The sequence below is a fragment of the Paraburkholderia eburnea genome (genome assembly GCF_002917095.1).
In the GTDB taxonomy this organism is placed as follows: Bacteria; Pseudomonadota; Gammaproteobacteria; order Burkholderiales; family Burkholderiaceae; genus Paraburkholderia; species Paraburkholderia eburnea.
In genome coordinates this window covers 51,636-75,704 of sequence record NZ_PQGA01000027.1, presented here as the reverse complement: position 1 = coordinate 75,704, position 24,069 = coordinate 51,636, and the positions used below count along the sequence as shown (strand labels likewise).

At 65.5% G+C, this 24,069-nt stretch carries 22 protein-coding genes and 2 pseudogenes; 10 read left to right on the top strand and 14 right to left on the bottom strand.

Annotated elements, in window-relative coordinates; all coding sequences use genetic code 11:
* Together B0G62_RS28480 and B0G62_RS28475 are read left to right on the top strand one after the other, a co-directional pair.
* Positions 1-174, top strand: a pseudogene (locus B0G62_RS28480) (EmrA/EmrK family multidrug efflux transporter periplasmic adaptor subunit); the annotation flags it as partial.
* 81 nt (positions 175-255) lie between these two features.
* Positions 256-1,824 (top strand): DHA2 family efflux MFS transporter permease subunit, encoded by a 1,569-nt coding sequence (locus tag B0G62_RS28475; RefSeq protein WP_103707514.1) that lies wholly within the window; start codon positions 256-258, stop codon positions 1,822-1,824.
* Positions 1,825-1,939: 115 nt separating this feature from the next.
* On the opposite strand, the gene truB is transcribed toward B0G62_RS28475, so the two are convergent.
* The 10 genes from truB to B0G62_RS28430 form a co-directional block, all read right to left on the bottom strand.
* Positions 1,940-2,899, bottom strand: a complete 960-nt coding sequence (truB, locus tag B0G62_RS28470) for a tRNA pseudouridine(55) synthase TruB (protein ID WP_103707513.1) — start codon at positions 2,897-2,899, stop codon at positions 1,940-1,942.
* Between the two features lie 10 nt (positions 2,900-2,909).
* Positions 2,910-3,275, bottom strand: coding sequence for a 30S ribosome-binding factor RbfA (gene rbfA, locus B0G62_RS28465; RefSeq protein WP_103707512.1), 366 nt, complete (start codon positions 3,273-3,275; stop codon positions 2,910-2,912).
* A 195-nt stretch (positions 3,276-3,470) separates the two neighbouring features.
* Positions 3,471-6,416 (bottom strand): translation initiation factor IF-2, encoded by a 2,946-nt coding sequence (gene infB, locus B0G62_RS28460; RefSeq protein ID WP_103707511.1) that lies wholly within the window; start codon positions 6,414-6,416, stop codon positions 3,471-3,473.
* Positions 6,417-6,589: 173 nt separating this feature from the next.
* Complete coding sequence (gene nusA / locus B0G62_RS28455) at positions 6,590-8,065, bottom strand: transcription termination factor NusA (RefSeq protein WP_103707510.1); 1,476 nt, start codon at positions 8,063-8,065, stop codon at positions 6,590-6,592.
* Complete coding sequence (gene rimP / locus B0G62_RS28450) at positions 8,062-8,520, bottom strand: ribosome maturation factor RimP (protein WP_065061251.1); 459 nt, start codon at positions 8,518-8,520, stop codon at positions 8,062-8,064. The genes nusA and rimP overlap by 4 nt, the downstream gene beginning before the upstream one ends.
* 94 nt (positions 8,521-8,614) lie before the next feature.
* A complete protein-coding gene (locus B0G62_RS31490; protein ID WP_146055376.1) occupies positions 8,615-8,848 on the bottom strand; it encodes a hypothetical protein in 234 nt (77 codons plus the stop codon).
* A 152-nt stretch (positions 8,849-9,000) separates the two neighbouring features.
* Complete coding sequence (gene rluB, locus B0G62_RS28445) at positions 9,001-10,839, bottom strand: 23S rRNA pseudouridine(2605) synthase RluB (RefSeq protein ID WP_103707509.1); 1,839 nt, start codon at positions 10,837-10,839, stop codon at positions 9,001-9,003.
* 63 nt (positions 10,840-10,902) lie between these two features.
* On the bottom strand, positions 10,903-11,802 hold the full coding sequence (gene scpB, locus B0G62_RS32770; protein WP_103707508.1) for an SMC-Scp complex subunit ScpB: 900 nt from the start codon (positions 11,800-11,802) through the stop codon (positions 10,903-10,905).
* 396 nt (positions 11,803-12,198) lie between these two features.
* Positions 12,199-13,410 carry a pyridoxal phosphate-dependent aminotransferase gene (locus B0G62_RS28435; RefSeq protein ID WP_103707507.1) on the bottom strand — a complete coding sequence of 404 codons (1,212 nt, stop codon included), beginning with the start codon at positions 13,408-13,410 and terminating at the stop codon, positions 12,199-12,201.
* Between the two features lie 62 nt (positions 13,411-13,472).
* Positions 13,473-14,375: a LysR family transcriptional regulator gene (locus tag B0G62_RS28430; RefSeq protein ID WP_103707506.1), complete on the bottom strand. Its 903-nt coding sequence runs from the start codon at positions 14,373-14,375 to the stop codon at positions 13,473-13,475.
* A gap of 426 nt (positions 14,376-14,801) precedes the next feature.
* Between B0G62_RS28430 and B0G62_RS28425 the strand changes: the two are divergent.
* Together B0G62_RS28425 and B0G62_RS28420 are read left to right on the top strand one after the other, a co-directional pair.
* A pseudogene (locus B0G62_RS28425) lies at positions 14,802-15,197 on the top strand (transposase); the annotation flags it as partial.
* 369 nt (positions 15,198-15,566) lie between these two features.
* The gene (locus tag B0G62_RS28420; protein ID WP_103707505.1) at positions 15,567-15,890 is read left to right on the top strand and encodes a hypothetical protein; all 324 of its coding nucleotides are present in this window, start codon (positions 15,567-15,569) and stop codon (positions 15,888-15,890) included.
* A gap of 236 nt (positions 15,891-16,126) precedes the next feature.
* Here the strand turns inward: B0G62_RS28420 and B0G62_RS28415 are convergent, their stop codons facing one another.
* Entirely contained in the window at positions 16,127-16,450 is a 324-nt protein-coding gene (locus B0G62_RS28415; protein ID WP_103707504.1) for a hypothetical protein, read from the bottom strand.
* Between the two features lie 315 nt (positions 16,451-16,765).
* On the opposite strand from B0G62_RS28415, the gene B0G62_RS28410 reads away from it, so the two are divergent.
* From B0G62_RS28410 to B0G62_RS28400, 3 genes are all read left to right on the top strand, one after another.
* On the top strand, positions 16,766-17,506 hold the full coding sequence (locus B0G62_RS28410; protein ID WP_244193410.1) for a YdcF family protein: 741 nt from the start codon (positions 16,766-16,768) through the stop codon (positions 17,504-17,506).
* A gap of 222 nt (positions 17,507-17,728) precedes the next feature.
* Positions 17,729-17,974: a hypothetical protein gene (locus B0G62_RS28405; protein WP_103707502.1), complete on the top strand. Its 246-nt coding sequence runs from the start codon at positions 17,729-17,731 to the stop codon at positions 17,972-17,974.
* A gap of 209 nt (positions 17,975-18,183) precedes the next feature.
* Positions 18,184-18,444 carry a DNA-binding protein gene (locus tag B0G62_RS28400; protein WP_103707501.1) on the top strand — a complete coding sequence of 87 codons (261 nt, stop codon included), beginning with the start codon at positions 18,184-18,186 and terminating at the stop codon, positions 18,442-18,444.
* Between the two features lie 123 nt (positions 18,445-18,567).
* On the opposite strand, the gene arfB is transcribed toward B0G62_RS28400, so the two are convergent.
* The gene (arfB, locus tag B0G62_RS28395) at positions 18,568-18,972 is read right to left on the bottom strand and encodes an alternative ribosome rescue aminoacyl-tRNA hydrolase ArfB (protein WP_103707500.1); all 405 of its coding nucleotides are present in this window, start codon (positions 18,970-18,972) and stop codon (positions 18,568-18,570) included.
* Between the two features lie 240 nt (positions 18,973-19,212).
* On the opposite strand from arfB, the gene B0G62_RS28390 reads away from it, so the two are divergent.
* Together B0G62_RS28390 and B0G62_RS28385 are read left to right on the top strand one after the other, a co-directional pair.
* Positions 19,213-19,890 carry a VC0807 family protein gene (locus B0G62_RS28390; protein WP_227473032.1) on the top strand — a complete coding sequence of 226 codons (678 nt, stop codon included), beginning with the start codon at positions 19,213-19,215 and terminating at the stop codon, positions 19,888-19,890.
* Positions 19,891-20,034: 144 nt separating this feature from the next.
* Positions 20,035-22,506, top strand: a complete 2,472-nt coding sequence (locus tag B0G62_RS28385; RefSeq protein ID WP_103707499.1) for an FUSC family protein — start codon at positions 20,035-20,037, stop codon at positions 22,504-22,506.
* A 23-nt stretch (positions 22,507-22,529) separates the two neighbouring features.
* Here B0G62_RS28385 and B0G62_RS28380 read toward each other — a convergent pair whose 3' ends face one another.
* On the bottom strand, positions 22,530-22,718 hold the full coding sequence (locus tag B0G62_RS28380; protein WP_103707498.1) for a hypothetical protein: 189 nt from the start codon (positions 22,716-22,718) through the stop codon (positions 22,530-22,532).
* Between the two features lie 125 nt (positions 22,719-22,843).
* A complete protein-coding gene (locus B0G62_RS28375; protein WP_103707497.1) occupies positions 22,844-23,302 on the bottom strand; it encodes an Lrp/AsnC family transcriptional regulator in 459 nt (152 codons plus the stop codon).
* A gap of 186 nt (positions 23,303-23,488) precedes the next feature.
* On the opposite strand from B0G62_RS28375, the gene B0G62_RS28370 reads away from it, so the two are divergent.
* On the top strand, positions 23,489-24,034 hold the full coding sequence (locus tag B0G62_RS28370; RefSeq protein WP_244193409.1) for a cysteine dioxygenase family protein: 546 nt from the start codon (positions 23,489-23,491) through the stop codon (positions 24,032-24,034).
* Positions 24,035-24,069 lie beyond the last annotated feature (35 nt).

Below are 24,069 nucleotides of genomic sequence, written 5' to 3'. Positions count from 1 at the left end.
ACGGGCAGCCAGCTCGGCAACGCGCAGAACACGGTCTATCAGACCGACGTGTTCGAGAAGTACGGCGACGAAGCCGATGCGGAAATCGCCCGCATTATCGCGGAGAACGCAGGCCCGAATGCGAAGCAGGTGTCGTCGGCCAATGTGCAGGCGACGAAGCCCGCGCACGGCTGATGTAAAGCCGCTCCAAGCCGCAACAAGCCGAATACGAAGCCGCAAGTTAGCCGCACTTGGCAGCACATAACAAAGCACTCAATGGCAGCAGCACAACAACCCGTCGTCCATCCACCGCTGCAAGGCGCGCAACTCGTGTTCGGCACCATCGCGGTCTCGCTCGCGGTGTTCATGAACGTGCTGGACACCTCGATCGCGAACGTCTCGATCCCGTCGATCTCAGGGGACCTTGGCGTCGCCTCCGATCAGGGCACGTGGGTCATCACCTCGTTCGCGGTCGCCAACGCCATCTCCGTGCCGCTCACGGGCTGGCTCACCGAGCGCATCGGCCAGGTGCGCCTGTTCATGGCGTCGATCATTCTGTTCGTGATCTCGTCGTGGCTGTGCGGCCTGGCGCCTACGCTGCCCTTCCTGCTCGCCGCGCGCGTGCTGCAGGGCGCCGTGGCGGGCCCGATGATCCCGCTCTCGCAGACGCTCCTGCTCGCGAGTTATCCGCGCGCCAAGGCGCCCATGGCGCTGTCGATGTGGTCGATGACCACGCTGATCGCACCGGTGGCGGGCCCGATTCTCGGTGGCTGGATCTCGGACAACATCTCGTGGCCGTGGATCTTCTACGTGAACATTCCGGTGGGCATCGTCGCCGCGATCGCCACTTGGATGATCTTCCGCACCCGCGACTCGGTGATCCGCAAGGCGCCGATCGACGGCGTGGGTCTGGGCCTCCTGATCCTCTGGGTCGGCTCGCTGCAGATCATGCTCGACAAGGGCAAGGATCTCGACTGGTTCTCGTCGACGACCATCATCGTGCTGGCGCTGACCGCCGTGATTTCGTTCGCGTTCTTCGTGATCTGGGAGCTGACCGCCGAACATCCGGTCGTCGATCTTTCGCTGTTCGCGCGGCGCAACTTCACGGGCGGCACGGTCGCGCTGTCGGTAGGTTACGGCCTCTACTTCGGCAATCTCGTGCTGCTGCCGCTCTGGCTGCAGACCGATCTCGGCTACACCGCGACCGATGCGGGTCTCGTGATGGCGCCCGTGGGCTTCTTCGCGATCCTGCTCTCGCCGATCACGGGCAAGATCCTGCCGCGCACCGACCCGCGCTATATCGCGACCACCGCGTTCGTGGTGTTCGCGCTGTGCTTCTGGCTGCGCTCGCAGTACACGACCGGCGTGGACACGTGGGCGCTCACGGTGCCGACGCTGATCCAGGGCATCGGCATGGCGGGTCTGTTCATCCCGCTCGTCTCGATCACGCTCTCGGGCTTGCCGGGCAACCGGATTCCGGCGGCGTCGGGTCTGTCGAACTTCGTGCGGATCATGTGCGGCGGCATCGGCACCTCGATTTTCGAAACCGCGTGGGACCATCGCACGATCTTCCATCACGCGCGTCTGACCGAGCAGGCCACGCCGACCAGCCCGGTGTTCAACCAGTCGATGCAGCAGATGCAGAACTCCGTGGGACTCGACCCGTCGCAGGCGCATGGGATGTTCGATCGCATGGTGACGCAGCAGGCCGCGCAGCTCGGCGTGAACGATCTGTTCTGGATTTCCTCGGTGATTTTCATCGTGCTGATCGCGCTGATCTGGATCACGCGCCCCGAGCGCGCGGGCGGCGCCGATGCGGGCGCGGCGGCTTCGGCGGCACATTGATGGCTTGATGGGTGCGCTCGCGTTGAGCGCCCCAACGAAAACGGCACGTCCGGTTAAACCGGCGTGCCGTTTTTTATTGCTTGTGCGATCAGTCGTGCGCGCTTGTGTGCCGACTTCAGGCCACCCCGCTCACCACGAGACGCTCCGGCGCCAGCACGCCGCTGCCAGCCTTCGCCACGCCCAGCAGCCGCCCGGCCTCGTCATAGACGCGCACGCGATCGGCGGCTTCGCAGACCTGGCGATCGAGCGTGAGCGCGTTGAGCGGCAAGCGCTGGCCATGCGTGAAGCGTCGCGCCGATTCGGCGTCGAGCGTGACGAGCGGGAACGTCGAGAGCAACGCGTCCACCGGTTGCAGCCACGCGTCGCGCGCGGGTTCGTCGGCGGCAGTGAGCGCGTCGAGCGTCACCGCATGTTCGAGCGTGAGCGCGCCCACGCCCGTGCGACGCAGCATCACGAGATGCGCGCCGCAGCCAAGCGCTTCGCCGATATCCTCGGCGAGCGTGCGCACATACGTGCCCTTGGTGCAGGTCACGCGAAAGGTCACATCGGGCAACGCGCACGCGATCATGTCGAGCGCGAGAATCGTCACGTTACGCCCTTCGCGCTCGACCGTCTGGCCGGCGCGCGCGTATTCGTAGAGCGGCTTGCCGTCGCGCTTGAGCGCCGAGTACATCGGCGGAATCTGCACGATATCGCCGAGAAACCGCGCCATGGCGTCCCGTACCGCCGCTTCGTCGCAAGTCACCTCGCGCGTGTCGACGGCCTCGCCTTCGGCGTCGCCCGTCGTCGTGCGGATACCGAGGCGCATGGTCGCCTCGTAGGTCTTGTCGGCTTCGAGCAGGTCCTGCGAAAACTTGGTCGCCTCGCCGAAGCAAAGCGGCAGCAGACCCGAAGCGAGCGGATCGAGCGTGCCCGTGTGGCCCGCCTTCTTCACGCGATAAAGGCGCTTCGCGCGGATCAGCGCATCGTTGCTCGACAGGCCAACGGGCTTGTCCAGCAGCAGCACGCCGTCGAGCAGGCGACGCGGCACCTTGGGACGCTGCTCGCCCTGATTCTTCTTCGAAGATGCAGTCATGCTGGCGAGATCAATCGTCCTTCGCGCGCGAAGCGTTCGCCTCGTCGATCAGGCGCGACATCGCCACGCCCTTCTCGACCGACTGGTCGTAGTGGAAATGCAGCGTCGGCACCGTATGGATATGCAGGCGCTTGAAGAGCTGGTTGTGCAGATGGCCTGCGGCATGGTTCAGGCCGTCCTGGGTCTGCTGCGGATCGCCCGTGAGCGTCGTGAAATAGACCTTGGCGTGCGCGTAGTCCGGCGTCAGTTCGACGCTCTGGATCGTCACGAGACCCACGCGCGGATCTTTCACTTCGCGCATCAGTTCGGAAAGATCGCGCTGGATCTGATCGGCGATCTGCACGTTGCGATTCGGGGAAGTACGTTTTTTCGGCATGATGATTCCACCTCTGTGGCGGCATTCGTTGCGGCGCGCCGCGATCGGAAACCGGAGCATTCCGTCGCGCGCAGCCGCGCAAAAAACTGTCGGACAAAAAACAAAGGGCGGGGCTGGCTAGCGCCCGCCCCGCCCCTTTTCGGGTAAGCCCGCGAGCGGCCCGGGTTACCAGGCCTGCCCGCGTGCGCCGCTGTATTACAGCGTACGCGCGACTTCCGTGATCTCGAACACTTCGAACTGGTCGCCTTCGGCGATGTCGTTGAAGTTCTTGATCGACATACCGCATTCGAAGCCTTGCTTGACTTCCTTGACGTCGTCCTTGAAGCGCTTGAGCGAGTCGAGTTCGCCAGTGTGGATGACCACATTGTTGCGGATCACGCGCACCGACGACGAACGCTTGACGAAACCGTCCGTGACCATACAACCCGCGATCAGGCCGACCTTCGGCACGCGGATCACCTGGCGCACTTCCGCCATGCCCGTCACGGTCTCGCGCTTCTCCGGCGCGAGCATGCCGGACATCGCCGCCTTCACCTCATCCACTGCGTCATAGATGATGTTGTAGTAGCGGATATCGATGCCGTTCGACTCGGCAACCTTACGCGCCTGTGCATCCGCACGCGTGTTGAAGCCGATGATGACGGCCTTCGAAGCCGTCGCCAGGTTGACGTCCGACTCGCTGATCGCGCCGACCGCGCTGTGCACGATCTGCACGCGCACTTCGCTGGTCGACAGCTTGACGAGCGATTGCACCAGCGCTTCCTGCGAACCTTGCACGTCGGCCTTGACGATAAGCGGCAGGTTTTGCACTTCGCCTTCCGCCATCTGCTCGAGCATGTTTTCGAGCTTGGCGGCCTGCTGCTTGGCCAGCTTGACGTCGCGGAACTTGCCTTGACGGAACAGGGCGATTTCACGCGCCTTGCGCTCGTCCGGCAGCACCATGACTTCTTCGCCTGCGCCCGGCACTTCCGACAGACCCTGGATTTCGACCGGGATCGACGGGCCGGCTTCCTTGGTCGGCTTGCCGGTTTCGTCGAGCATCGCACGCACGCGGCCATAGGCGCTGCCTGCCAGCACGACGTCGCCACGCTTGAGCGTGCCGGACTGGACGAGGATCGTTGCGACCGGGCCCTTACCCTTGTCGAGCTTCGCTTCGATGACGAGACCCTTGGCCGGGGCTTCGACCGGAGCCTTCAGCTCCAGCACTTCCGCCTGCAGCGAGACGTTTTCGAGCAGTTCGTCGATACCCGTACCGGCCTTTGCCGACACCGGCACGAACGGCGAGTCGCCGCCGTATTCTTCCGGCACGACGCCTTCGGCGACGAGTTCCTGCTTGACGCGCTCAGGATTGGCATCCGGCTTGTCGATCTTGTTGATCGCCACGACCAGCGGCACACCCGCGGCCTTGGCGTGGGCGATCGCTTCCTTCGTCTGCGGCATCACGCCGTCGTCGGCTGCGACCACCAGAATGACGATGTCGGTTGCCTTCGCACCGCGGGCACGCATGGCCGTGAAGGCCTCGTGACCCGGCGTGTCGAGGAACGTGATGACGCCACGCGGCGTTTCGACGTGGTAAGCGCCGATGTGCTGCGTAATGCCGCCGGCTTCGCCCGCTGCGACCTTGGCGCGGCGGATGTAGTCGAGCAGCGAGGTCTTGCCGTGGTCGACGTGACCCATGACCGTGACGACCGGCGGACGCGGCAGTTGCTCTGCGTCCGTGACGGTGGTCTGGCCTTCGACCAGCAGCGCTTCCGGGTCGTCGAGCTTCGCAGCGACGGCATGGTGGCCCAGTTCCTCGACGATGATCATCGCCGTTTCCTGGTCCAGCATCTGGTTGATGGTGACCATCTGGCCCATCTTCATCATCACCTTGATGACTTCCGACGCCTTCACGGACATCTTGTGCGCGAGGTCAGCCACGGTGATGGTTTCCGGCACGTGCACTTCACGCACGATCGGCTCGGTCGGCGCCTGGAACGACGATGCGCTGTCCTGATGACGGCCACGGCCCTTCGGGCCGCCACGCCAGCCGCGGTCCACGCCGCCCGACGAATCGCCACGCGTCTTGATGCCGCGGCGCTTCGAGGCGTCGTCCTGCCAGCCGCCCTTGCCTGCGCCCGGCTTCTTGTTGCGGTCACCCGCGCCGGCACCCGGCGCGCTGGTCGAAGGCGCGGCCGTGGTGGCCGGCTTCTTCGCACCCGCGCCGGCTGCCGGACGTGCCGCCGCACCTTCCGGACGGGCCGGCTTGTGCAGCGTGCCCTTGGCTTCGGCAGGCTTGGGCGGCTCGACGGGCTTCGGCGGTTCGACCGCCTTGACCTGCGCCTTGCGCGGCGTGTTCATCATTTCACGGATCGCGCGCGCTTCGGCTTCTGCAGCCGCACGGCGGCGAGCGATCTCGTCCTGTTCTTTCTGCGCCTTTTCGGCGGCTTCGCGCGCGGCTACTTCAGCCTTCTGCGCGGCTTCGCGCTGCGCGGCGCGCTCGGCGGCGGCGCGATCATCGTCTTGCTGTTGCTTCACGTCCTTCGCTTCTGCTTCGGCATTGCGCTGGGCGGCGACGGCCTGAGCGGCCAGTTCGCGCGCAGCGGCATCTGCCGCGGCCTTTTTATTGGCGGCCTCTTCTTCGGCACGGCGGCGTTGCGCCTCGGCGGCTTCCTCGCGTTCGCGGCGCTCGGCCTCTTCACGCGCGAGAAGCTCCTGACGCTCCTTGAGTTCCTGAGCCTGACGCTCCAGAAGCTCGGCCTCGCGGCGAGCTTCTTCTTCACGGCGCTGCAGTTCCGCCTCTTCGGCGGCGGCTGCGGCGTCGGTGGCATGATTCGATGCGTCCGCCTGTTCGGCGGATTCGTCGCGGCGGACGAAAGTGCGCTTCTTGCGCACCTCGACCTGAATGGTGCGAGCCTTACCCGTGGAATCGGACTGCTTGATTTCCGACGTATGCCGCTTCGTCAGCGTGATCTTGCGCTTGTCTGCATCAGTCGAGCCGTGAGACTTGCGCAAGTGGTCGAGCAGACGCGCCTTGTCCGTTTCGGACAAGGAGTCAGCTTCGCTCGCTTTCGTGACGCCCGCCGCCTGCAGCTGCTCGAGCAGCACGCCGGCAGGCATCTTCAGTTCCGCGGCAAATTGGGCTACGTTGTTACTCGCCATTCATTCCTCTTAATGCAAGGATCGATTCCTTGCGGTTGACATCGGGTCATGCGGCACCGTTTGCCCCGCGCTATTGTTGCCAGCTGCGGGGCGGCCGCGATCAGTTCAGTGGGTCATGGTCGCTTCCTGCTCGTCACGCCCTGGAGAATCACCTGGGGAATGCTCCCCTCAGGTCACTCGAACCAGTGCTCACGTGCCTTCATGATCAACGCCTTGGCGGCGTCCTCTTCCATTCCCGTCATTTCGGTCAGTTCGTCCACGGCCAGCTCGGCGAGCTCGTCGCGGGTGTGAACTTCGTGCTGCGCCAGCTTCGCGAGCAACTCCGGGTCGATGCCGTCCAGACTCTTGAGGTCCAGCGCGGCGCTTTCCACCTTTTCCTCGTTCGCGATCGCCTGCGTGAGCAGGGCATCGCGCGCGCGGTTACGCAGTTCGTGCACGGTGTCCTCGTCGAACGCCTCGATTTCCAGCATTTCGTTGAGGGGCACGTAGGCGATCTCTTCGAGGCTCGTGAAGCCTTCGTCGATCAGGATGTCGGCGACTTCCTCATCGACGTCGAGACGCGCCATGAACAGGTCGCGCAGCACCGTGCGCTCCTGGTTCTGCTTCTGCGCAGATTCATCCGGCGTCATGATGTTGATCTGCCAGCCGGTCAGCTCGCCGGCAAGACGCACGTTCTGGCCGCTACGGCCGATGGCGACTGCGAGTTCGCTTTCATCGACGACGACATCCATCGAGTGCTTTTCTTCGTCGACGACGATCGACTGCACGGCAGCCGGCGCGAGCGCGCCGATCACGAACTGGGCGGGATCTTCCGACCATAGCACGATGTCGACGTTTTCGCCACCGAGCTCGTTACGCACGGCCTGCACGCGCGAACCGCGGATACCGACGCAGGTGCCGATCGGATCGATGCGCTTGTCGTAAGCCACCACGCCGATCTTGGCGCGCACGCCCGGATCGCGCGCCGCCGCCTTGATTTCGAGAAGACCTTGCTCGATTTCCGGCACTTCCATCTCGAACAGCTTCATCAGGAACTCGGGCGCCGTGCGCGAGAGTTCGATCTGCGGGCCGCGCGCGGTGCGGTCGACCTTGCCGATCCAGGCGCGCACGCGGTCGCCCACGCGCAGGTTTTCCTTCGGAATCAGCTGATCGCGGCGCAGCAGCGCTTCGACACGGCCCGATTCGACGATGAAATTGCCCTTGTCCATGCGCTTGACCGTGCCGGTCATGATGCTTTCGCCGCGCTCGAGGAAGTCGTTCAGGATCTGTTCGCGCTCGGCGTCACGGACCTTCTGCAGGATCACCTGCTTGGCGGCCTGCGCACCGATACGGCCGAACTCGACCGACGGCACCGGCTGCTCGATGAATTCGTCGATCTGCGCTTCGGGGTTCTGCTCGCGTGCCTCGAACAGGAGAATTTCCTGATCCGGCTCCTGCAAGCCCGCCTCGTCCGGCACGACGCGCCAGCGACGATACGTTTCGTGCTCGCCGCTTTCGCGGTCGATGTGCACCCGGATGTCCGCATCCTCGTCGAAGAGTTTCTTGGAGGCCGACGCAAGCGCCGCTTCAAGGGCGGCGAACACCACGTCCTTGTCGACATTTTTCTCGCGTGCCAGCGCATCCACCAGCATCAACACTTCGCGACTCATTGTTTGCGGCTCCTAAAGTCAACTTTGGGGATCAGACGGGCTTTGTCGATGTCCGCGAGCGTGAAATCGAGCATCGCAGGTCCCGCCTTCCCTTCGAATTCCAGACCGATGGTTTCGCCTTCCGGGGCATGCACGATGCCGCGGTACGATTTCCGTCCGTCCAATGGCTTTTTCAACGTGATGACCGCTTCGCAGCCCGCGAAGCGTTCGAAGTCCGCCAGTTTCTTCAGCGGACGGTCGAGGCCGGGCGACGAGACCTCAAGACGTTCGTAGTCGATGTTCTCGACAAACAGAACGTGTTGCAGCTGACGCGTGACCTTCTCGCAGTCCTCGATCGCGATACCCGCGGGCTGATCGATGTAGATGGCCAGCATGCCGCGCCCGGTGCGCTCGAGGTCGACCAGCTCGTAACCGAGCCCGGTGACCGTGGTTTCAATCAGTTCCGTCAGTTGCACAATGCCCACTCCAGATGTTCGCGCAGCGGGCCGACAACTTCCTGTGATTCGGGATTCGCGGGCCGCGCGCCAGGTGAGCGCGCGCTCTTGCACTTCAACCCAGATTGGCGAGCCGGACCTGACGTGAAGCATGGTTGCGCTGCACAATTACGCCCGAAGTCGCGAAAGACAACGTGCACAATCGGCCGAACCAAAAAAAAATGGGCGAAACGCCCATCTTCTCACTTAGCCAGGTGGTCGCACCTGAGACGCAAATAAAAGCCGCACGCCCAGCGACTTCGAGATTGTAGCCTTTTTTCGCCTTTAACGCAAACTGCGCGGCGCTCACGCTACAGCGCCTGAAGCCCGATAAGGCTGCGCTGCAAGCGTTTTCAAAGCTGGCCCGAGGTTCGCCGCGTCAGGTGCAACTCGCGCGTGGCGGCGCTTGCCGCCACGGCGAAACCATCTGGGCGCCGTCAATCAGCAGCGCCCGCCGTTGGCTCAGTGGCCGCGCGTACGGTTGCGCGGCGCGCCGCGCTGACCCGTGCGATTGCCGCCGCCGGCCGACCGGTTGCCACCGGCGTTGCCGCCGGCATTGTTGCCCGGGCCACGACGATTGCCACCCGCATTGCCGCCGGCGTTACCGCCAGCACGCTTGCCGGCGGACGGTGCGCGGTTGCCGTCGACATCGCCGCGCGCGCCGTTGCGGCCATTGCCGCCGCTACCACCATTGGCGCGACCACGGTTGCCCCCGGCGTTGCCGCCCATGCCACCACCGAAACCGCCGCCAAAGCCGCTACCCGCGCCAAAACCACCCGCCTGCGCACCACGACGGCCTGCGCCGCCGCCACGCGGCTGACGCGGTTGGCCCATCGCGCCGTGCGAGCTCAGCACCGGCTCGCGGTTGATGAAGCCCATCGACGTCTGCATCGGATCGGGCTGGCGACGCTCCTGCTCCTTGCCGCCACGGCCGCCCTTCTCTTCGCTCGGCGCCTTCAGGCCGACCGCGGCCATGAGCGCGCGCACCTCGTTGTCTTCAAGCTCTTCCCAGCGGCCGCGCTTGAGCCCCTTGGGCAGGGCGATCGGGCCGTGGCGCGTGCGGATCAGGCGGCTCACCATCAGACCAGCCGCTTCGAACATACGACGCACTTCGCGGTTACGGCCTTCGGCCAGCGCGACGTGATACCAGTGGTTCGTGCCTTCGCCGCCGCCGTCGCGGATGCGCAGGAAGCTCGCGGGGCCGTCTTCGAGTTCGACGCCCTTGAGCAGTTTCTGGCGCATCCCCTCGCTCAGCTCGCCGACCACGCGCACCGCATATTCACGCTCCACGCTGTAGCGCGGGTGCATGAAGCGGTTGGCCAGGTCGCCCGACGTGGTCAGCATCAGCAGACCTTCGGTGTTGAAGTCCAGGCGGCCGACGGCCAGCCACTTCGCCGTTTTCATCGGCGGCAGGCGGTCGAACACGGAGGCACGGCCTTCCGGGTCGGCGTGACTGACGATCTCGCCGGTCGGCTTGTGATAGATCAGCACGCGCGGCGGCTTGTTCGCGAGCTTGCGCTTGATCGGCTTGCCGTTGATGCGGACCTGGTCGGTCGGCAGGATGCGCTGGCCGATATGCGCGGGTTCGCCGTTCACCGAGACACGCCCGGCGATGATCAGCTCTTCCATGTCGCGACGCGAGCCCATGCCCGCATCCGCCAATACCTTGTGCAGCTTCGGCGCGTCGTCGTCCGGGCTCAGCACGCGCTTGGGCTGCTGCTGGGCGCGGCCACGGCGCAGCATCGGCGCACGCACGCCCGTGCCGGCGCCGTTGTCGGCGTCGAATGCCGGCGACGTCACGTAGAGGAACAGATCGTCCTGCGCGCCTTCGGCGGCAGCGGCGGCCGGCGCTTCGGCGCGGCCCTTGCCGGCACGGCCGCCCTTCGCGGGCTTTGCTGCCGCAGCGGCGGTGTTCGCGCCTTCCGCCGTTTTGGCGGTCGGAGTGCGGCGACCTTTCTTCGCGGCCGCGTCCTTGTCCTTGCGCGGCGTGCGCACTTGCGCAACCACCACGCCGTCCGGCGGCGTCTCGATGCCGACGGGCGCGTCCTGCGCGCCCTCAAGCGGCGCGGCGCCTTCGGTCTTGCTCTTCGCGCCCGCGCGGCGGCGCGCGATCAGGCTGCGCGGACCGCGGCGCAGGCCGCGGCGCGGACGGTCTTCGCCCTCGGCGGCGTGTTCGCCTGCCTGCGGGCCAGCGACCTCGCCGCCATCGCGGGCGGCGCGCGTGTCGTCATCGCGCGTGGAGGACGCGCGACGCGCGGATTCGGACGCGTCGGTCGAATCGGTGTCGTGGATATCAGTCAAAACAACCTCGAAATGTCAGGTTGCGCGCCCCGTTGGCAGGGGCGCGTCAGTGTGTTTGTTGCGTCAGATGCCGCGTCGGGTGGCGGCGTCGTCCGTCGTCGAGACGGGGTCGTCCTGCGCCGCATCGCGGCGGTCTTCGTGTTCTTCTGCGGGCTCGCCGGCAGCATGGCCAGCGGACTCCGTTGCGCTCGCACGGCCAGGCGCGGCGTCGAGATCCTGCGCGAAGGCGGATTCTTCGAGATGCATCTGCACGGCGGCCGGTTGAGGTGCGGCTTCTTCAGTCGCGTCCTGAACCCCATCGGCAGCCGCATCTTCTGCGCCTGAGTCGGCCGTGTCCGTCGCGAGCGTCTCTTCGCTGCGCTCCGAAGCGGCTTCGGCAATCAACTGCGCCACTTCGCTTTCCGGGAATTCGATCGCGTGCTGGGCCAGCAACTGCTCGCCCAACTGGTTCGACGGATCGTCGAGCGGCGGTAGTTCGTCGAGCGATCTCAGGCCGAGATCGTCGAGAAACTGGCGCGTCGTGGCATACAACGCCGGGCGTCCCGGCACGTCCCGATGACCGATGACTTCGATCCAGTTGCGGTCCTCAAGCTGCTTGACGACCTGCGTGTTGACCGTCACCCCGCGGATTTCCTCGATATCGCCGCGCGTGACCGGCTGCCGGTACGCAATGATCGCGAGCGTTTCGAGCACCGCGCGCGAATAGCGCGGCGGCTTTTCCGGGTGCAGGCGGTCGAGGTACGTACGCATGGCCGGCTTGCTCTGGAAGCGCCAGCCGGACGCGAGGCCCACCAGTTCCACGCCGCGTCCCGACCATTCTTGCCGCAGGTCTTCGAGCAGGTTACGGACGGTGTCGGCCGAGATGTCGTCGGCAAACAGCTTGCGCAGCTCGCCGAGCTTCAGCGGCTCCTGCGTACAGATCAATGCAGTCTCGAGGACGATCTTCGCCTCTTGGGTATTCATGCAGCCAGGTCAGACCCTAAGTAAGGTAAATCAGGTTCAGGGAACCGGATCAGACAGACGAAAGACGATATGGAACTGGAGACGCGCTCGCCCGATTCTGATCGGTCATATTGATGGGAGCACGCACCGGGGGGCCGCTAAACAACGCTTTGCACACTTGGAGAGAGACAAAGTGTCAGACCCAGCCGGACGGAGCAGCGAAATTCCCGCAGGGAATCGCGTAACTGAGCGCCATCTTACGCAAAAACCACGGGGGCGTAAAGTCGCGGCGACGCGCGTTTTAGCCCGTTTATGCCAATGCGGTATCAATCCGCGGGCAAGCGCGATGCAGGGTGCATGTCGACGGCCTGGCGCCTCCGCTTCTGCACACGCCTGGCCACTTCAGGCCGCGCCGCGTTACGCCAGATAACGCGTGAGACGCGCGACGCCGGCGTCGAGACGCTCCGGATCGCACGCATAGCACCAGCGCACGAAACCCTCGCCTTCAGGGCCGAACGCGCTGCCCGGCGCGAGGCCCAGTCCGGCCTCCCGCACCAACGCCTTGCAGAGTTCGAGGCTATGTTGCGCGCCAGCGAGCCTGAAAAACAGGTACATGGCGCCCTGCGGCACTTTCACGTCGACGCCCGGCAACTGCGCGAGCGCCGCCGCCAGGTGATCGCGCGAGGCACGCAGATCGGCCACGAGCGCCTGCGTGGACGCCTCGCCCTGCTCCAGTGCGACGACGCCAGCCTGCTGCACGAACGACGGCGCGCATGATGTGTTGTACTCGACGAGCTTGCCCAGATCGTCCATGAGCGCGCGCGGCGCGACCATCCAGCCCAGGCGCCAGCCCGTCATGAGCCACGCTTTCGAGAATGAATTGACGCAGATCAAGCGCTCGTCACGCGAGGCGAGATCGAGAAACGACGGCGCGGTGCGCTCGCCAGCCGCGCCGTAGTAAAGGCGCTCATAGACCTCATCGGCGACGATCCAGATGCCGTGGCGACGGCAATGCTCCAGTACGGCGCGCTGCTCGTCGCGCGACATCACCCAGCCGGTCGGGTTGTTCGGCGAGTTGATCATGAGGAGCTTCGTGCCGGGCCTGAGCGCGGCGAGCAGGCGGTCGAGATCGAGCGCCCAGCCGCGCGCACCATAATCGAGCGCAACGGTTTCGACGCTCGCCCCCAGGATTTTCGGGATCTCGACGAGGTTGGGCCAAAGCGGCGTCACGGCGACGACGCGCTCGCCCGCGCCCGTCACGAGTTGCGCCGCCAGCATCAGCGCATTCACACCGGCGCTGGTGACGGCGATATGGTCGGCGGGCGTCGCGCCGTGCAGTTCGCCTACGTAGCGCGAGAGCGCGTCGCGCAGCGGCGCAATGCCGAGGTTATGGGTGTAGAACGTGTCGCCGCGCGTGAGCGCCTGAGCTGCGGCTTCGCGGATGAAGGCCGGCGTCACGCGATCGGATTCGCCGAACCAGAACGGCAGCACATCGGCAATGCCGAAGCCCGCATTCGCCACTTCGCGGATCTGCGACGCGCGCAGCGCCTGCACCGCCTCGCGCGCCGAGGCGGGCGCGGCGGACGACGAAAGGACGGGGTTCAGCGAAGACAGGTCGAGATCGCGCATCGAGGGTTCCGTGAGAGGTATAGGCCTACGTCGGGAGTGCATCAGTGTAGCGCCGCCTGCCCTCAGCGATCGCCGCCCAGCTCGCGGATCAACGTCCAGACGGCTTCGGCGGCCGGCGACAGCGAGCGGTCGCGCCGCCGCACGAGTTCGACCGTGCGCTCGGCGCGCGGCACCAGCGAGCGCGCCAGCAGCGACGATCCGGCGGGCACCGGCAACGCAAGCCAGGGCAGTACGCTCACGCCCACGCCCGCCTCCACCAGCCCGAACACGGTCGCCGGATGCCCCAGTTCCTGCACGATTCGCGCGTTGACGCCCTGCTCGTGCATCACCGCGTCGATCAGCGGACGACTGCCCGAGGCGTGATCGAGCATCACGAGGCGCTCGCCGTCGAGCGCCTTCCACGGCACCTCGTCGCGGGCCGCGAGCGGATGATCGCCGCGCACGACCACGCAAAACGAGTCTTTCGCCAGCAACTCGGTTTCGAGATCCTCCGCCGCCAGCGCGCCGACGAAGGGTCCGATCACGACGCCGAAATCCACCTCGCCCGAGCGCACCTTGCGCAACACGTCGCTCTGCACATCATCGCGCAGGCCAAGCGTGACGTAAGGAAACTGCCGACCGCACGCCGCCACCACCTCGGGCATCAGCCGGCAGGCGACGGTCGGGCTCGCCGCCACCACCACGCGGCCGCGCCGCTGCTCGCCGATTTCGCGGATCTCGCGCAGCGCGTCGTCCAGATCGCCGATCAGGCGCGGAATCGTCGCGATCAGGTTGGCGCCCACGTCGGTCAGCTGCACGTCGCGCGTGGTGCGATCGACGAGCTTCACGCCCATCTCCGCTTCGAGTTCGCGCACACAACGGCTCACCGCCGACTGCGTCAGGCCGATCTCGTCCCCGGCGCGGCTGAAGCTCTGCAGGCGCGCGACCTCGATGAACACCCGCAACTGCCGCAACGTCACATTCATCTGCTTACCTCATGAATCGTTTTGTTTCATGCGATTTTAGACCCTTGCTGGATCGTTACAGCACGGTGAATCTGTCGGGCAATTGTTCTCCGCAGTGCAGCAATACACCGAAAACGCACGCCTGGCGGGCCTGTTTGCACAAGATTGGTGATTGTCCCGATTTCCCGGTGATGCGTTTTCGAGTCTCATACGCCCCTGGCAAGCACCCGCGCGGGCTTGATGCCACGCGGCTTCGAGACGAAAGCGTGTGAGCTGGCACGCTTCTCGCATTAAGGCAGACACAGGATCGGCGGACGGTCCGATGCTTGATGAGACTGGCCCGTCCCAACCGATTCCGCCTGGTACTCCGCCAACCGGCCGGATGTACATGAAGAGTGCGCAGCGCGGGGCAGCGCACCGGAGATAGCTTCGCTGAGGTGAAACATGATGCTGTTCGACGATTTGAGAGATAACGAATGGGCCCTGGTCGAGGCTTTGTTTTGTGCGGAACCCGCACGAAGCGAGCGCCGCGGACGGCCTCGCGTCGAAGCGCGTGCCGTGGTCAACGCAGTGCTTTGGGTACTGTCGACGGGTGAAGGCTGGTCCAAGCTGCCGGGCCGCTACCCCTCGCCGCCCACCTGCCGCCGCCGCTTCGACGAATGGCAGGCCGACGGCACGCTCGCCGAAATCGTGAAGCGCCTGGGCACGAGCGGCCGCGAAATTTCGCTGCGCGGACGTATTGGCGCGACGGCCACCAAGCCGCCCGCACCGCCGAGCCGCGACCGCCTGCGCGGCGCCTTCTGGACCAATCCGGAATCGTGGCGCGCGCCGGTCAAGATGGCTTGATGTGGCTTTGAACCGGGTTTGAGCCGGCTTTGAATGAGCTTCAAAGCGACTCGATCCGGTGGGCGCGAATACGCCCGGTCTGAATCCTCACGTGCTATTTGCCGGGCGCACCTTGCGCCCGGCTGACCATTTCCCGCGGCGCCTGGCCGCCGGCATCCTGATTTCAGCGTTGTCCGCCCGCCACACCAGGGCGCGATTCATCGCGCATTAGCATCCCACCTCTAATTTCCGCCGCCATCCCGCCGAGTGCGCGAATCGACGCGCGCGATACATCTATTTACCAATATTTACAACATGCTTTCGCGCTCGCCCGTACCTTAGAGGCATGTTCACCTACATCCAATCCCCGCGCTGACGGGAGGCCATATGAAATCCATGACTCTGCGCAATCGGGGCATCATGGTTTCGCTGTCCGCCCTCGCCTTGCTTGCGTCGCTCGCGCTGCCCGTCCAGGTGGCGTCGTGGCTTTCGGACGACGCTTCGGCCCAGCCGCCGCAACCCGGCGCCGCCCACTGGCCCATCGCGCGAACCGGCGCACACGCGTGGCCGCCCACCGGCAACCGGGCCGCCGACAATGCCGCTGCGCCGGTTCCGCGTGGCGACCTGCGCGGCGATATCGTCAATAACGCGCGCCGCAGCCCGCCGACGCGCCCCGAGGCGCCGCGCGCACGCCATGAGATGGGGCATTGACCCGGATTAGTTAAGCGCGCGCGTGCCGGCCTGCACGGCAGTGCAGTCACGTGAAATAGATCAAGGAGCGGGAACAGGTCATTACACGCCGTCGCCGTGTCGATGAGATGTCGAAGGCGTGACGATGACGGGAACCACCGCGCAGGCGCGCAGTCTATCTATTGCCATTAAGCACAGCGTGGCAGCAGTAATTCCGGTAGGCCCGTATCTTTCGATACGGGCTTTTTTTTGGCCGGCTATAAAGTGGCGGAGCCTGTGGCGTCGGACGATTGGGCGAGCGCCTCGGCGACATAGTCGGCGGTACGCTGGTCGGTCCACTGGAGCGTGCGCTCGTCGCGAGCCAGGCGCGCAAATTCGGCGCGGCCGCGATCGGTCAGCACGGCGATATCGACGGGAGCGTGAAAACCCGGAGCGGGAGCGACGGTGCGCTGCCTGACGGTATCCATCAGGCCAAGGTTACGCAGATGTTGGAACACTCTGGGACTGCGCGCCCACGGGACCTGCCGATACTGCACCCGCCGCAAGGCTTCGAGTACTGCTTCGTTGGAATACGTGGTCATCTCACTTCTTTCTTAAAATGCAGTCCTGCTGCCATTGAGCCTGCTGCGGCGCAATGTCGGCAAGCGCTGCGCGGCTGTCAGTCCGGAGCTGTCCGCCCCAGGCTGCCCGCCACGCGCCCTGCCGATATCCTGCGCCGTGGCACGGACTGCAGGTTATTCGGGTCCCCGCGAAAGCGTCGGGCAACGCCAGCGGCTCTCATGGAGCGCTCACCGCGCGAGGCCGTGGCTTCCGGCATCATCGTCGTGGCGGCGTTCCTGCCGCTCACGCGTACGAGACACGCTTCATCCCGAAATCAATACGTTACCTCATTCAAATTGATTCTATTCGGAATATTTGCGCTATTTTTTGCGCTGCTCGTGCTGTGGCGCCGGGTACGTCGGGCTGTAGCGCTCACGGCTGTCGTCTTTTTCTGGCTGCTCGCGTCGGGCTGGCTCGCGAAGCCGCTGCTCGATCTGGCTCAGCCTGCGGCGTATCGCAGTCCCTACGATCCCGGCGCGCCAACGGCAGCGGCGTTTGGCGCACGCACCGCCATCGTCATGCTGGGCGGCGGCACCGACGTGCTGCGCGACGGCTCGCTCGCCCCGCAGCACGATGTCTATGCGCGCATCGCGCTGACGGCGGCGCTGCAGGCGCGCTGCCTCGCCGCCGGCGGCGCCTGCAAGGTCATCGCGAGCGGCGGCAATCCGCAGCATCACGACGCGAGCGAAGCCGATACCTACGCCCCGTGGCTACTGCATGCAGGCATCAGGCGCGGCGATCTCGTGCTCGAAAATACGAGTCTCACCACCTGGCAAAACGCGCGCAATGTCGCGCCCATCGTGCACGCCCAGCGCGCGGATACCCTCTTCGTCGTAACCTCCGCCTATCACATGGCACGCGCGATGCTCGACTTCGAGCGCTTCGGGATGCATCCCGTGCCGGCGGTGTCCGAAGTACGGCACGTGCGTCTGGGCCTCTGGCCGCGCCTGGGGAATCTTCGCAACGCCGAAACCGCCTTGCACGAATTGATCGGGATTGCGCAATTTCACGTCTACCTCAGGCTTGGCTGGTTTTGAGGTCCAGCGGCACAGGCCCATCAGCGACGGATCGCGGGCACGTCGCAATCGTGATCGGGTCAGATGTGCCAGGATGTATCCGACGATAGCCAAGGCGTTGTCAAACGCACCCGAACCTTACGCCGCGTCATCGGGAACGACTTCAGGATCGTTAGAATGACGTGCCTTATCCTGCTCGGCAGGCACCAGCTGGGTCCATAAACCGCTCCTTCGGAGGTAGTGATGAAAAAAGTGTCCCTCGCAGTCCTGATTTCGCTGTCCGCACTGACGGGCGCCGCTTATGCACAATCGGATAACGGCGTCATCATGAGCACCGATCCGGCCAAGGCCGCCGACATCGAGCAGCGCGCGCAGGATCTCCAGGCGCGCCAGCAAGCCCGATCGGAAGCACCGGCCGAAGAACCGATGAAACACCACAAGAAAGGTGGCCACCCGCATCACAAGGCGCCGCCGAAGGCGGATCAATAAAGCGCCGGCACAGCGTCCCTGGGGACGCGTTGCGCAACGCCCGAAAAGCCGACGCCGGTTCCCGGCCTCGGCTTTTTTATATCCGCCGCATGCAGCGCATGAGGATGGCGCGCCAACGCGCCCACTGGGCGGCGCGCGCGCGGGTTATGCTAAAGTCGCGCACCTCGAAATCCCCTACTTTTGTGCGCGACTCGCGCGGAGAAACATCCATGAGCAACATCCAGCTCGACATCGAATGGACCGAAGCGGCATCCCGCAAGATCGAAAAGCTGATGCCGCGCGGCAAGGGCGCCGAGGCTTTCCTCGCGCTGCCCCCGGTCGAATGCCTCCCGATGGAAGGCGACGTGCTGTTCCTCGGGCCGGAAGGCAAGCAGCAGCCGTTCATCGTCGCGGAGCGCCAGTATCACCACGAAGGCGACGCCGACTGGACCATCATCCTGATCCTCGACGTGCCCGATACCACGCATTAAATACGCTTCAAGCGGCGGCTCGCGCCCGCACCCGCCCACCTTCGCGCGCGCGCCGCCTGCTCTTGCGCACTTCCCGCCTGCGCCTTGCGTACACCCGCGTACGCACCATCAGTACCCTCGCGCTCACTCCGTCACGCGCTGACGCCCCGTCTTGACCTCGCTGCGACGCGCCTTGCCGTCGAGACGACGCAGCTTCGACCCGCGCGTGGGCCGGGTCGCCACACGCGCCTTGCGCGTCACGCTCACGCTTTCGATCAGCGCATCGAGGCGCGCGAGCGCGGCCGCGCGGTTCTGCTCCTGGGTGCGGTACTCCTGCGACTTGATGATGACGACGCCCTCGTGCGTGATACGCCGGTCGGCGAGCGCGAGCAGGCGCATCTTGATGACCTCGGGCAGCGACGAGGCGCGAATATCGAAGCGCAGATGGATCGCGCTCGATACCTTGTTGACGTTCTGGCCGCCCGCGCCCTGCGCACGCACGGCGACGAGTTCGACTTCATTCGGCAGGATGGACAGGCGGTCGGACATGGCGGCTGGGGAATGACTGGATACGGCCTGTGGCATCAGGTCCGGAAGCCTCGCAGTGTCGCATGAAGCGCCATGCCGCGATATGCGCCCTGACAAGCCGCAGCCTTGCCCAGGCACGCCAGATGCATCAGCGCAGACGATTTGTTCCGCGCGCGTTCCGGGCGCCCCGGCAAGGCCCGTTTGCCGAGTCACGGCGCTTGAACCATACTTTGTTCATCTTTTTTATGGAGAGCGCATCCCATGAAAGTGCGTCCAGCATTCGTCGCCGAACTGGCGGTCAATCTGCTGCTGCCCTGGGTCGCGTACCGGCTGGCCCAACCGTATTGGGGCGAACCTGGCGGCCTGATTGCCTCGGCGGTTCCGCCGCTGGCGTGGACCATCGTCGAACTGGTGCGGTTCCGGCGCGTCGATGCGCTCTCGGCGGTGATTCTGCTCGGCATCGTCCTGTCGCTGGTCGCGATGGCTTTCGGCGGCGGCACGCGCGCGCTGCTGATGCGCGAGAGCTTCTCCACGGGCGCGATCGGCGTGACGTTCCTGCTTTCCCTGCTGGCGCGACGCCCGATTGTGTTCTATCTCACGCGCGCCACGATCGCGCGCGAAACGAGCGAAGGCGCCGGACGGCTCGAACAGCTCTGGAGCGAGAACCCCAGCTTCGTCGCGGCCATGCGCCTGCTCACATTCGTGTGGGGCGCGGGCCTGATCGCCGACGCCTCGCTGCGCACGTATCTGGCCGCCACCTGGCCGATCGAGCGCTTTCTGGTCGTCTCGCCGATCCTCGGTTACTGCATGTTCGGCGCCCTGCTTGCGTGGACTTTCTGGTATCGCACGCGCATGCGCCGCATTCGCGGCACGCACGGACTGCTGGGCGGTGCATCGACGCTCGGCTCGACCGATCCGTCAGGCGGCGCCGCGGGTTGAGAACGCGCGCGCAGGCGCAGGCGCGGGCACCGGCGCGCAGGGGAAACCACGGATACAGAGACGGACGGATCGCGCCCGAAATCATTTAAACTCAGCGCCACAGTCCGCGGCGCTTATCGCCGCATCCGAATCCCATGGCAGTCGATGCGCTACTCCGTAGAAATCAGGAAATTCCTTTATAGCCAGTACTTCTACGGCGGTCTGCGCATCGCGGTCGGCATCTCGCTTCCGGCCATCCTGTGCCTGTTTGTCCTGGACAAGAGCGATCTGGGCTTCACCATCTCGACGGGCGCGCTCGGCGCCTGCGTGGTCGACATGCCCGGCCCGCTCAAGTACAAGCGCAACGAGATGCTGGCGTGCAGCGTGATCGGCTTTCTCTCCGCCTACGCCACGGGCCTGGCCACCTTCAGTCCGATCGCGCTCTGGGCCACGGTCGTGCCGCTCACCTTCGTGCTCTCGCTGATCGTCGTCTACGGCAACCGCTGGCCGCAGATCAGCTTCGCCACGCTGTTCATGATGGTGATGACGCTCGAAGAGCATTTCACGCCGCACCAGGCGCTCGTCAACGCCGCGTGGATTCTGCTGGGCGGGCTCTGGTACACGGGCTGGTCCACGCTCGTGAGCCGTCTGATGCTCGATCGCATCGAACAGCAGGCGCTCGCGGAAAGCGTGTTCGCCTGCGCCGATTATCTGCTCGCGCGCGCGCAGTTTTTCGATCTCGACAACGATCTGGACGAGTGTTACCGCAACCTCGTCGCCAGGCAGATTGCGGCGGTCGAACGCCAGGACGCCGCGCGCGACATCGTGCTGCGCAATCTGCCCAAGCTCAGGAGCGGACGCGTCGATGCGCGCCGCGCGATGCACTTCAACCTGTTCATCAACACGGTCGATCTGCACGAGCTGTTCGTGGGCGCGCACACCGACTACCCGCTCGTGCGCAATACCTTCGGCGGCTCCGATCTGCTGGTGTTCTATCGCGATCTGATCCGCAAGGCGGCGGCGGATCTCGAAGACATCGGCCTCGCCGTGCTGCAGAACGAGGCGCCGCGCGCGAACGTCAACGTGAAGGCGGAACTGCGCGCGATCGAGTTCGAACTCGAAATGCTCAAGCGGCGCGACCTGCCGGCCAAAGACCCCGAGGCCTACGCCGCGATCTCGGCCTCGTTCCGGCGCATCTGGAGCGCGACGCGCCTGATCGACCGCATGCGCCGCAGCCTCGCGAGCGAAGTGCCGACCACCGAAACCGAGCTGCGCATCGACGAAGCCCTCGCGCGCTTCGTGACCAACCGGCGCGTCTCCTGGCTGCAGATTTTCTCCAATCTCACGATGGCCTCGCCGAGCTTTCGCCACGCGCTGCGCGTGACGATCGCCGTGGCTGCGGGCTTCTGGCTCGGACGCCTTTTGCCGCTCACCAACGCCTACTGGATCGTGATGACGACCATCATCATCCTGAAGCCCGGCTATTCGCTCACACGCCAGCGCAACGCGCAGCGTATCGTCGGCACGCTGATCGGCTGCGTGGCCAGCATCGCGCTGATCCTGCTCGTGAAGCAGCCGCTCGTGCTGCTGGTGTCGATGTTCGCGGCGATGGTGATGAGCTACAGCCTGCTGCTCTTCAACTACACGGCGAGCGTCGTGTTCACCTCGGCATATGTGCTGCTGATGTTCCATCTGCTCGCGCCAGGCAGCATGCGTATCATTGGCGAGCGCGCGATCGACACCGTGGTGGGCTGCATGATCGCGATCGGCGCGAGCCATCTGTTCCCGTACTGGGAGTACCGGCTGATGGGCAAGCTCGTGCACGACATGATCGCCGCGACGCGCAGCTATCTGGAGGCAAGCTGGTGGTGGAGCGGCCGCGCGGGCAACGCGCAGCCGGCCTTCGCCGGGCCGATGCTGACGGAGGCGTCGGCGCGCGTGCCGGCGCAGGCGACGCAGGCAGCGCAGGAACAGAAAGCGCTCGTGCTCGAAGGGGCGGCCGGAACGACTGCGCCGCCCGGACCGGTTGCCGCCGTCGGCGCGAAGGTCTCGGCGCAGGCCAATGCGCAGCCTGGTGCACAGCAGGGGACACAAGCCGGCGCGCAAACCACGACAGCCGGATCCGCCGTGCCTACGCTCGCGCGCGACTTCCGCTACCGCCTGGCGCGCAAGAACGTGCACGTCGCCTTCGCGAACCTCGGCCAGGCGTTCCAGCGCATGATGCTCGAACCGAAATCAGCGCAGAAGTTCGTGCCCGAACTCAACGATCTGCTGGTGCGCAGCCATGTGCTGGCCTCGCAGATCACGGCAGTGGCGCCGCTGTTGCGCAGTGCCGCCAATGCCGATCAACTCACGCCCGCCGTGAAGCTCGACGCGCTGGAGCAGGCGTTGAACTGCGTGCGCGAGAACCTCGTCGCCGCCGAAGCGGGCACGCCCGTGCCCGAGGATCAGATCGAGATCACGCGACGCATGACGCGCGAACTCGACACCCTGGTGGTGGAGACGGAGCGTGCACTCGGCACCACGAGCGAGCTTGCGCAAGATCTGAAGATGCTCGCGCACCAGTGCAAGCAGATGCTTGCGGCATCGTGGCTGATTCGCAAGGACGCGAGCCTGATCCGGCTGCCGGAGGAATGAACGCGGGGCGCACCGCGCCCGCCTTATTGCGCCGCGCCGCTCGCCTGCGGCGCGCTTGCGGCGGCGCTCGAACCCTGCGCGCCAACCGTTGCGTCGTACTCGCGCTTGCTGCGCAGCGCATTGAACAGCACGGTGCCGATGACGATGAGCACCACCACCACGATCATCACGCCAACGCCAACGGTGGGGTTCTTCTTGCGCGTATCGTTCATGGATCGTGGCCTGCCCGGCAGTGGAGAAAGAACGGGCATTCTACGCCGCGACGCCTTGCAGACGGCTTGCGGTTCGGGTAATAGCGGGCATCACGACGCAGGGGCTACGCAGCGTCTCCGTAGCGTCAGCCGCCGCGCACCGGCATCGCCGTCGAATACTTGATCTGCTCCATCGCGAAACTCGAACTCACGTCGAACAGCGGCACCGAGCGGATCAGTTGCTTGTAGACGCGGTCGAAGTCGTCGATGTCCGAAACCACCACGCGCAGCAGATAGTCGGTCTCGCCGCTCATCCGATAGCACTCGACGATCTCGGGGATGTCCTGCACCGCGCGCGTGAAGGTCTGCGCCCATGCCTCGGTGTGCTGATTGGTACGCACGTTGACGAACACCGTCGTGCCCACGCCCAGCTTCTTCGGATCGCACAGCGCCACCTGCGCGCGAATCACGCCGGTTTCCTTGAGCCGCTGCACGCGTTTCCAGCACGGCGTCTGCGAGAGATTGACGCGCTGCGCCAGTTCCGCGACGGGCATGGTTGCATCCTGCTGCAACAGCTCGATGAGCTTTCTGTCGATGATATCCATTCCCCACTACCCCGTAACGTAGAAATTTCTTCTATCTTACGCCGCAATCATAAAAAAGAATGGAAACTCTTTCTGGAGGCGAGCCGCTATAACTCTCTGTGTAGACGAACGCAACGAGAAAAGCCATGAACGGCCCCTACCCATCCCGCCCGGCTGCTGGCCGCCGCCTCGGATCACGATGCCGCCGTGGCACGGCTATGCGCCGCGCTCGACGCGGCTTTCGACGCCTGTAGCACGCCGGACGACCCATCGCAGTGCGCGGCCTTTGCGCGCGATATTCGCGCGGCGCTCGCGCTCGCTCTGGCCGATCCCGCACTGGTCACACCCGCGCAGCGCGAAGGCTGCGCCACGCGCTATCGTCGGCATCCGATCGCGGCCTGTGGGCAGGGGCGCTATGCGGTCGCCGCGCTGGTCTGGCTGCCGGGACAGGCCAGCCCGATCCACGCGCACCATACCTGGTGCGGCTACGCGGTACTCGAAGGCACGTTGACCGAGACGCTCTATCGATGGGACACGGCGCGCGACGGCGCCACGGTGCTGCGCTCGCAGGCGCGCGCGGCCGGTGCGCTCGCCTTCGGCGCACGCGGGCGCGCGGGCATCCATCGGCTCTCGCGTGCCGTGGGCGATGCGGCCGGCCCGTGCGTTTCGCTGCATGTGTACGGCGTCTGCGCCGAGAAAATCGCTACTGACGTCAACGACATCGTGCCGCTCGTGACGCTGCACGCCGCCTGACTCCAGACTGCTTCGCAGTCCGGATCGTCGCCCGG

Bases quoted from the DNA above. Each gene is read 5' to 3' on its own strand.
- scpB (WP_103707508.1), bottom strand. From the start codon at position 11,802: ATGAATACCCAAGAGGCGAAGATCGTCCTCGAGACTGCATTGATCTGT.
- arfB (WP_103707500.1), bottom strand. From the start codon at position 18,972: ATGTCCGACCGCCTGTCCATCCTGCCGAATGAAGTCGAACTCGTCGCC.
- B0G62_RS28420 (WP_103707505.1), top strand. From the start codon at position 15,567: ATGAAATCCATGACTCTGCGCAATCGGGGCATCATGGTTTCGCTGTCC.
- B0G62_RS28415 (WP_103707504.1), bottom strand. From the start codon at position 16,450: ATGACCACGTATTCCAACGAAGCAGTACTCGAAGCCTTGCGGCGGGTG.
- B0G62_RS28375 (WP_103707497.1), bottom strand. From the start codon at position 23,302: ATGGATATCATCGACAGAAAGCTCATCGAGCTGTTGCAGCAGGATGCA.
- B0G62_RS28435 (WP_103707507.1), bottom strand. From the start codon at position 13,410: ATGCGCGATCTCGACCTGTCTTCGCTGAACCCCGTCCTTTCGTCGTCC.
- B0G62_RS28405 (WP_103707502.1), top strand. From the start codon at position 17,729: ATGAAAAAAGTGTCCCTCGCAGTCCTGATTTCGCTGTCCGCACTGACG.
- infB (WP_103707511.1), bottom strand. From the start codon at position 6,416: ATGGCGAGTAACAACGTAGCCCAATTTGCCGCGGAACTGAAGATGCCT.
- B0G62_RS28430 (WP_103707506.1), bottom strand. From the start codon at position 14,375: ATGAATGTGACGTTGCGGCAGTTGCGGGTGTTCATCGAGGTCGCGCGC.
- truB (WP_103707513.1), bottom strand. From the start codon at position 2,899: ATGACTGCATCTTCGAAGAAGAATCAGGGCGAGCAGCGTCCCAAGGTG.
- B0G62_RS28390 (WP_227473032.1), top strand. From the start codon at position 19,213: ATGAAAGTGCGTCCAGCATTCGTCGCCGAACTGGCGGTCAATCTGCTG.
- B0G62_RS28385 (WP_103707499.1), top strand. From the start codon at position 20,035: ATGCGCTACTCCGTAGAAATCAGGAAATTCCTTTATAGCCAGTACTTC.
- nusA (WP_103707510.1), bottom strand. From the start codon at position 8,065: ATGAGTCGCGAAGTGTTGATGCTGGTGGATGCGCTGGCACGCGAGAAA.
- B0G62_RS28475 (WP_103707514.1), top strand. From the start codon at position 256: ATGGCAGCAGCACAACAACCCGTCGTCCATCCACCGCTGCAAGGCGCG.
- B0G62_RS28380 (WP_103707498.1), bottom strand. From the start codon at position 22,718: ATGAACGATACGCGCAAGAAGAACCCCACCGTTGGCGTTGGCGTGATG.
- rbfA (WP_103707512.1), bottom strand. From the start codon at position 3,275: ATGCCGAAAAAACGTACTTCCCCGAATCGCAACGTGCAGATCGCCGAT.
- B0G62_RS28400 (WP_103707501.1), top strand. From the start codon at position 18,184: ATGAGCAACATCCAGCTCGACATCGAATGGACCGAAGCGGCATCCCGC.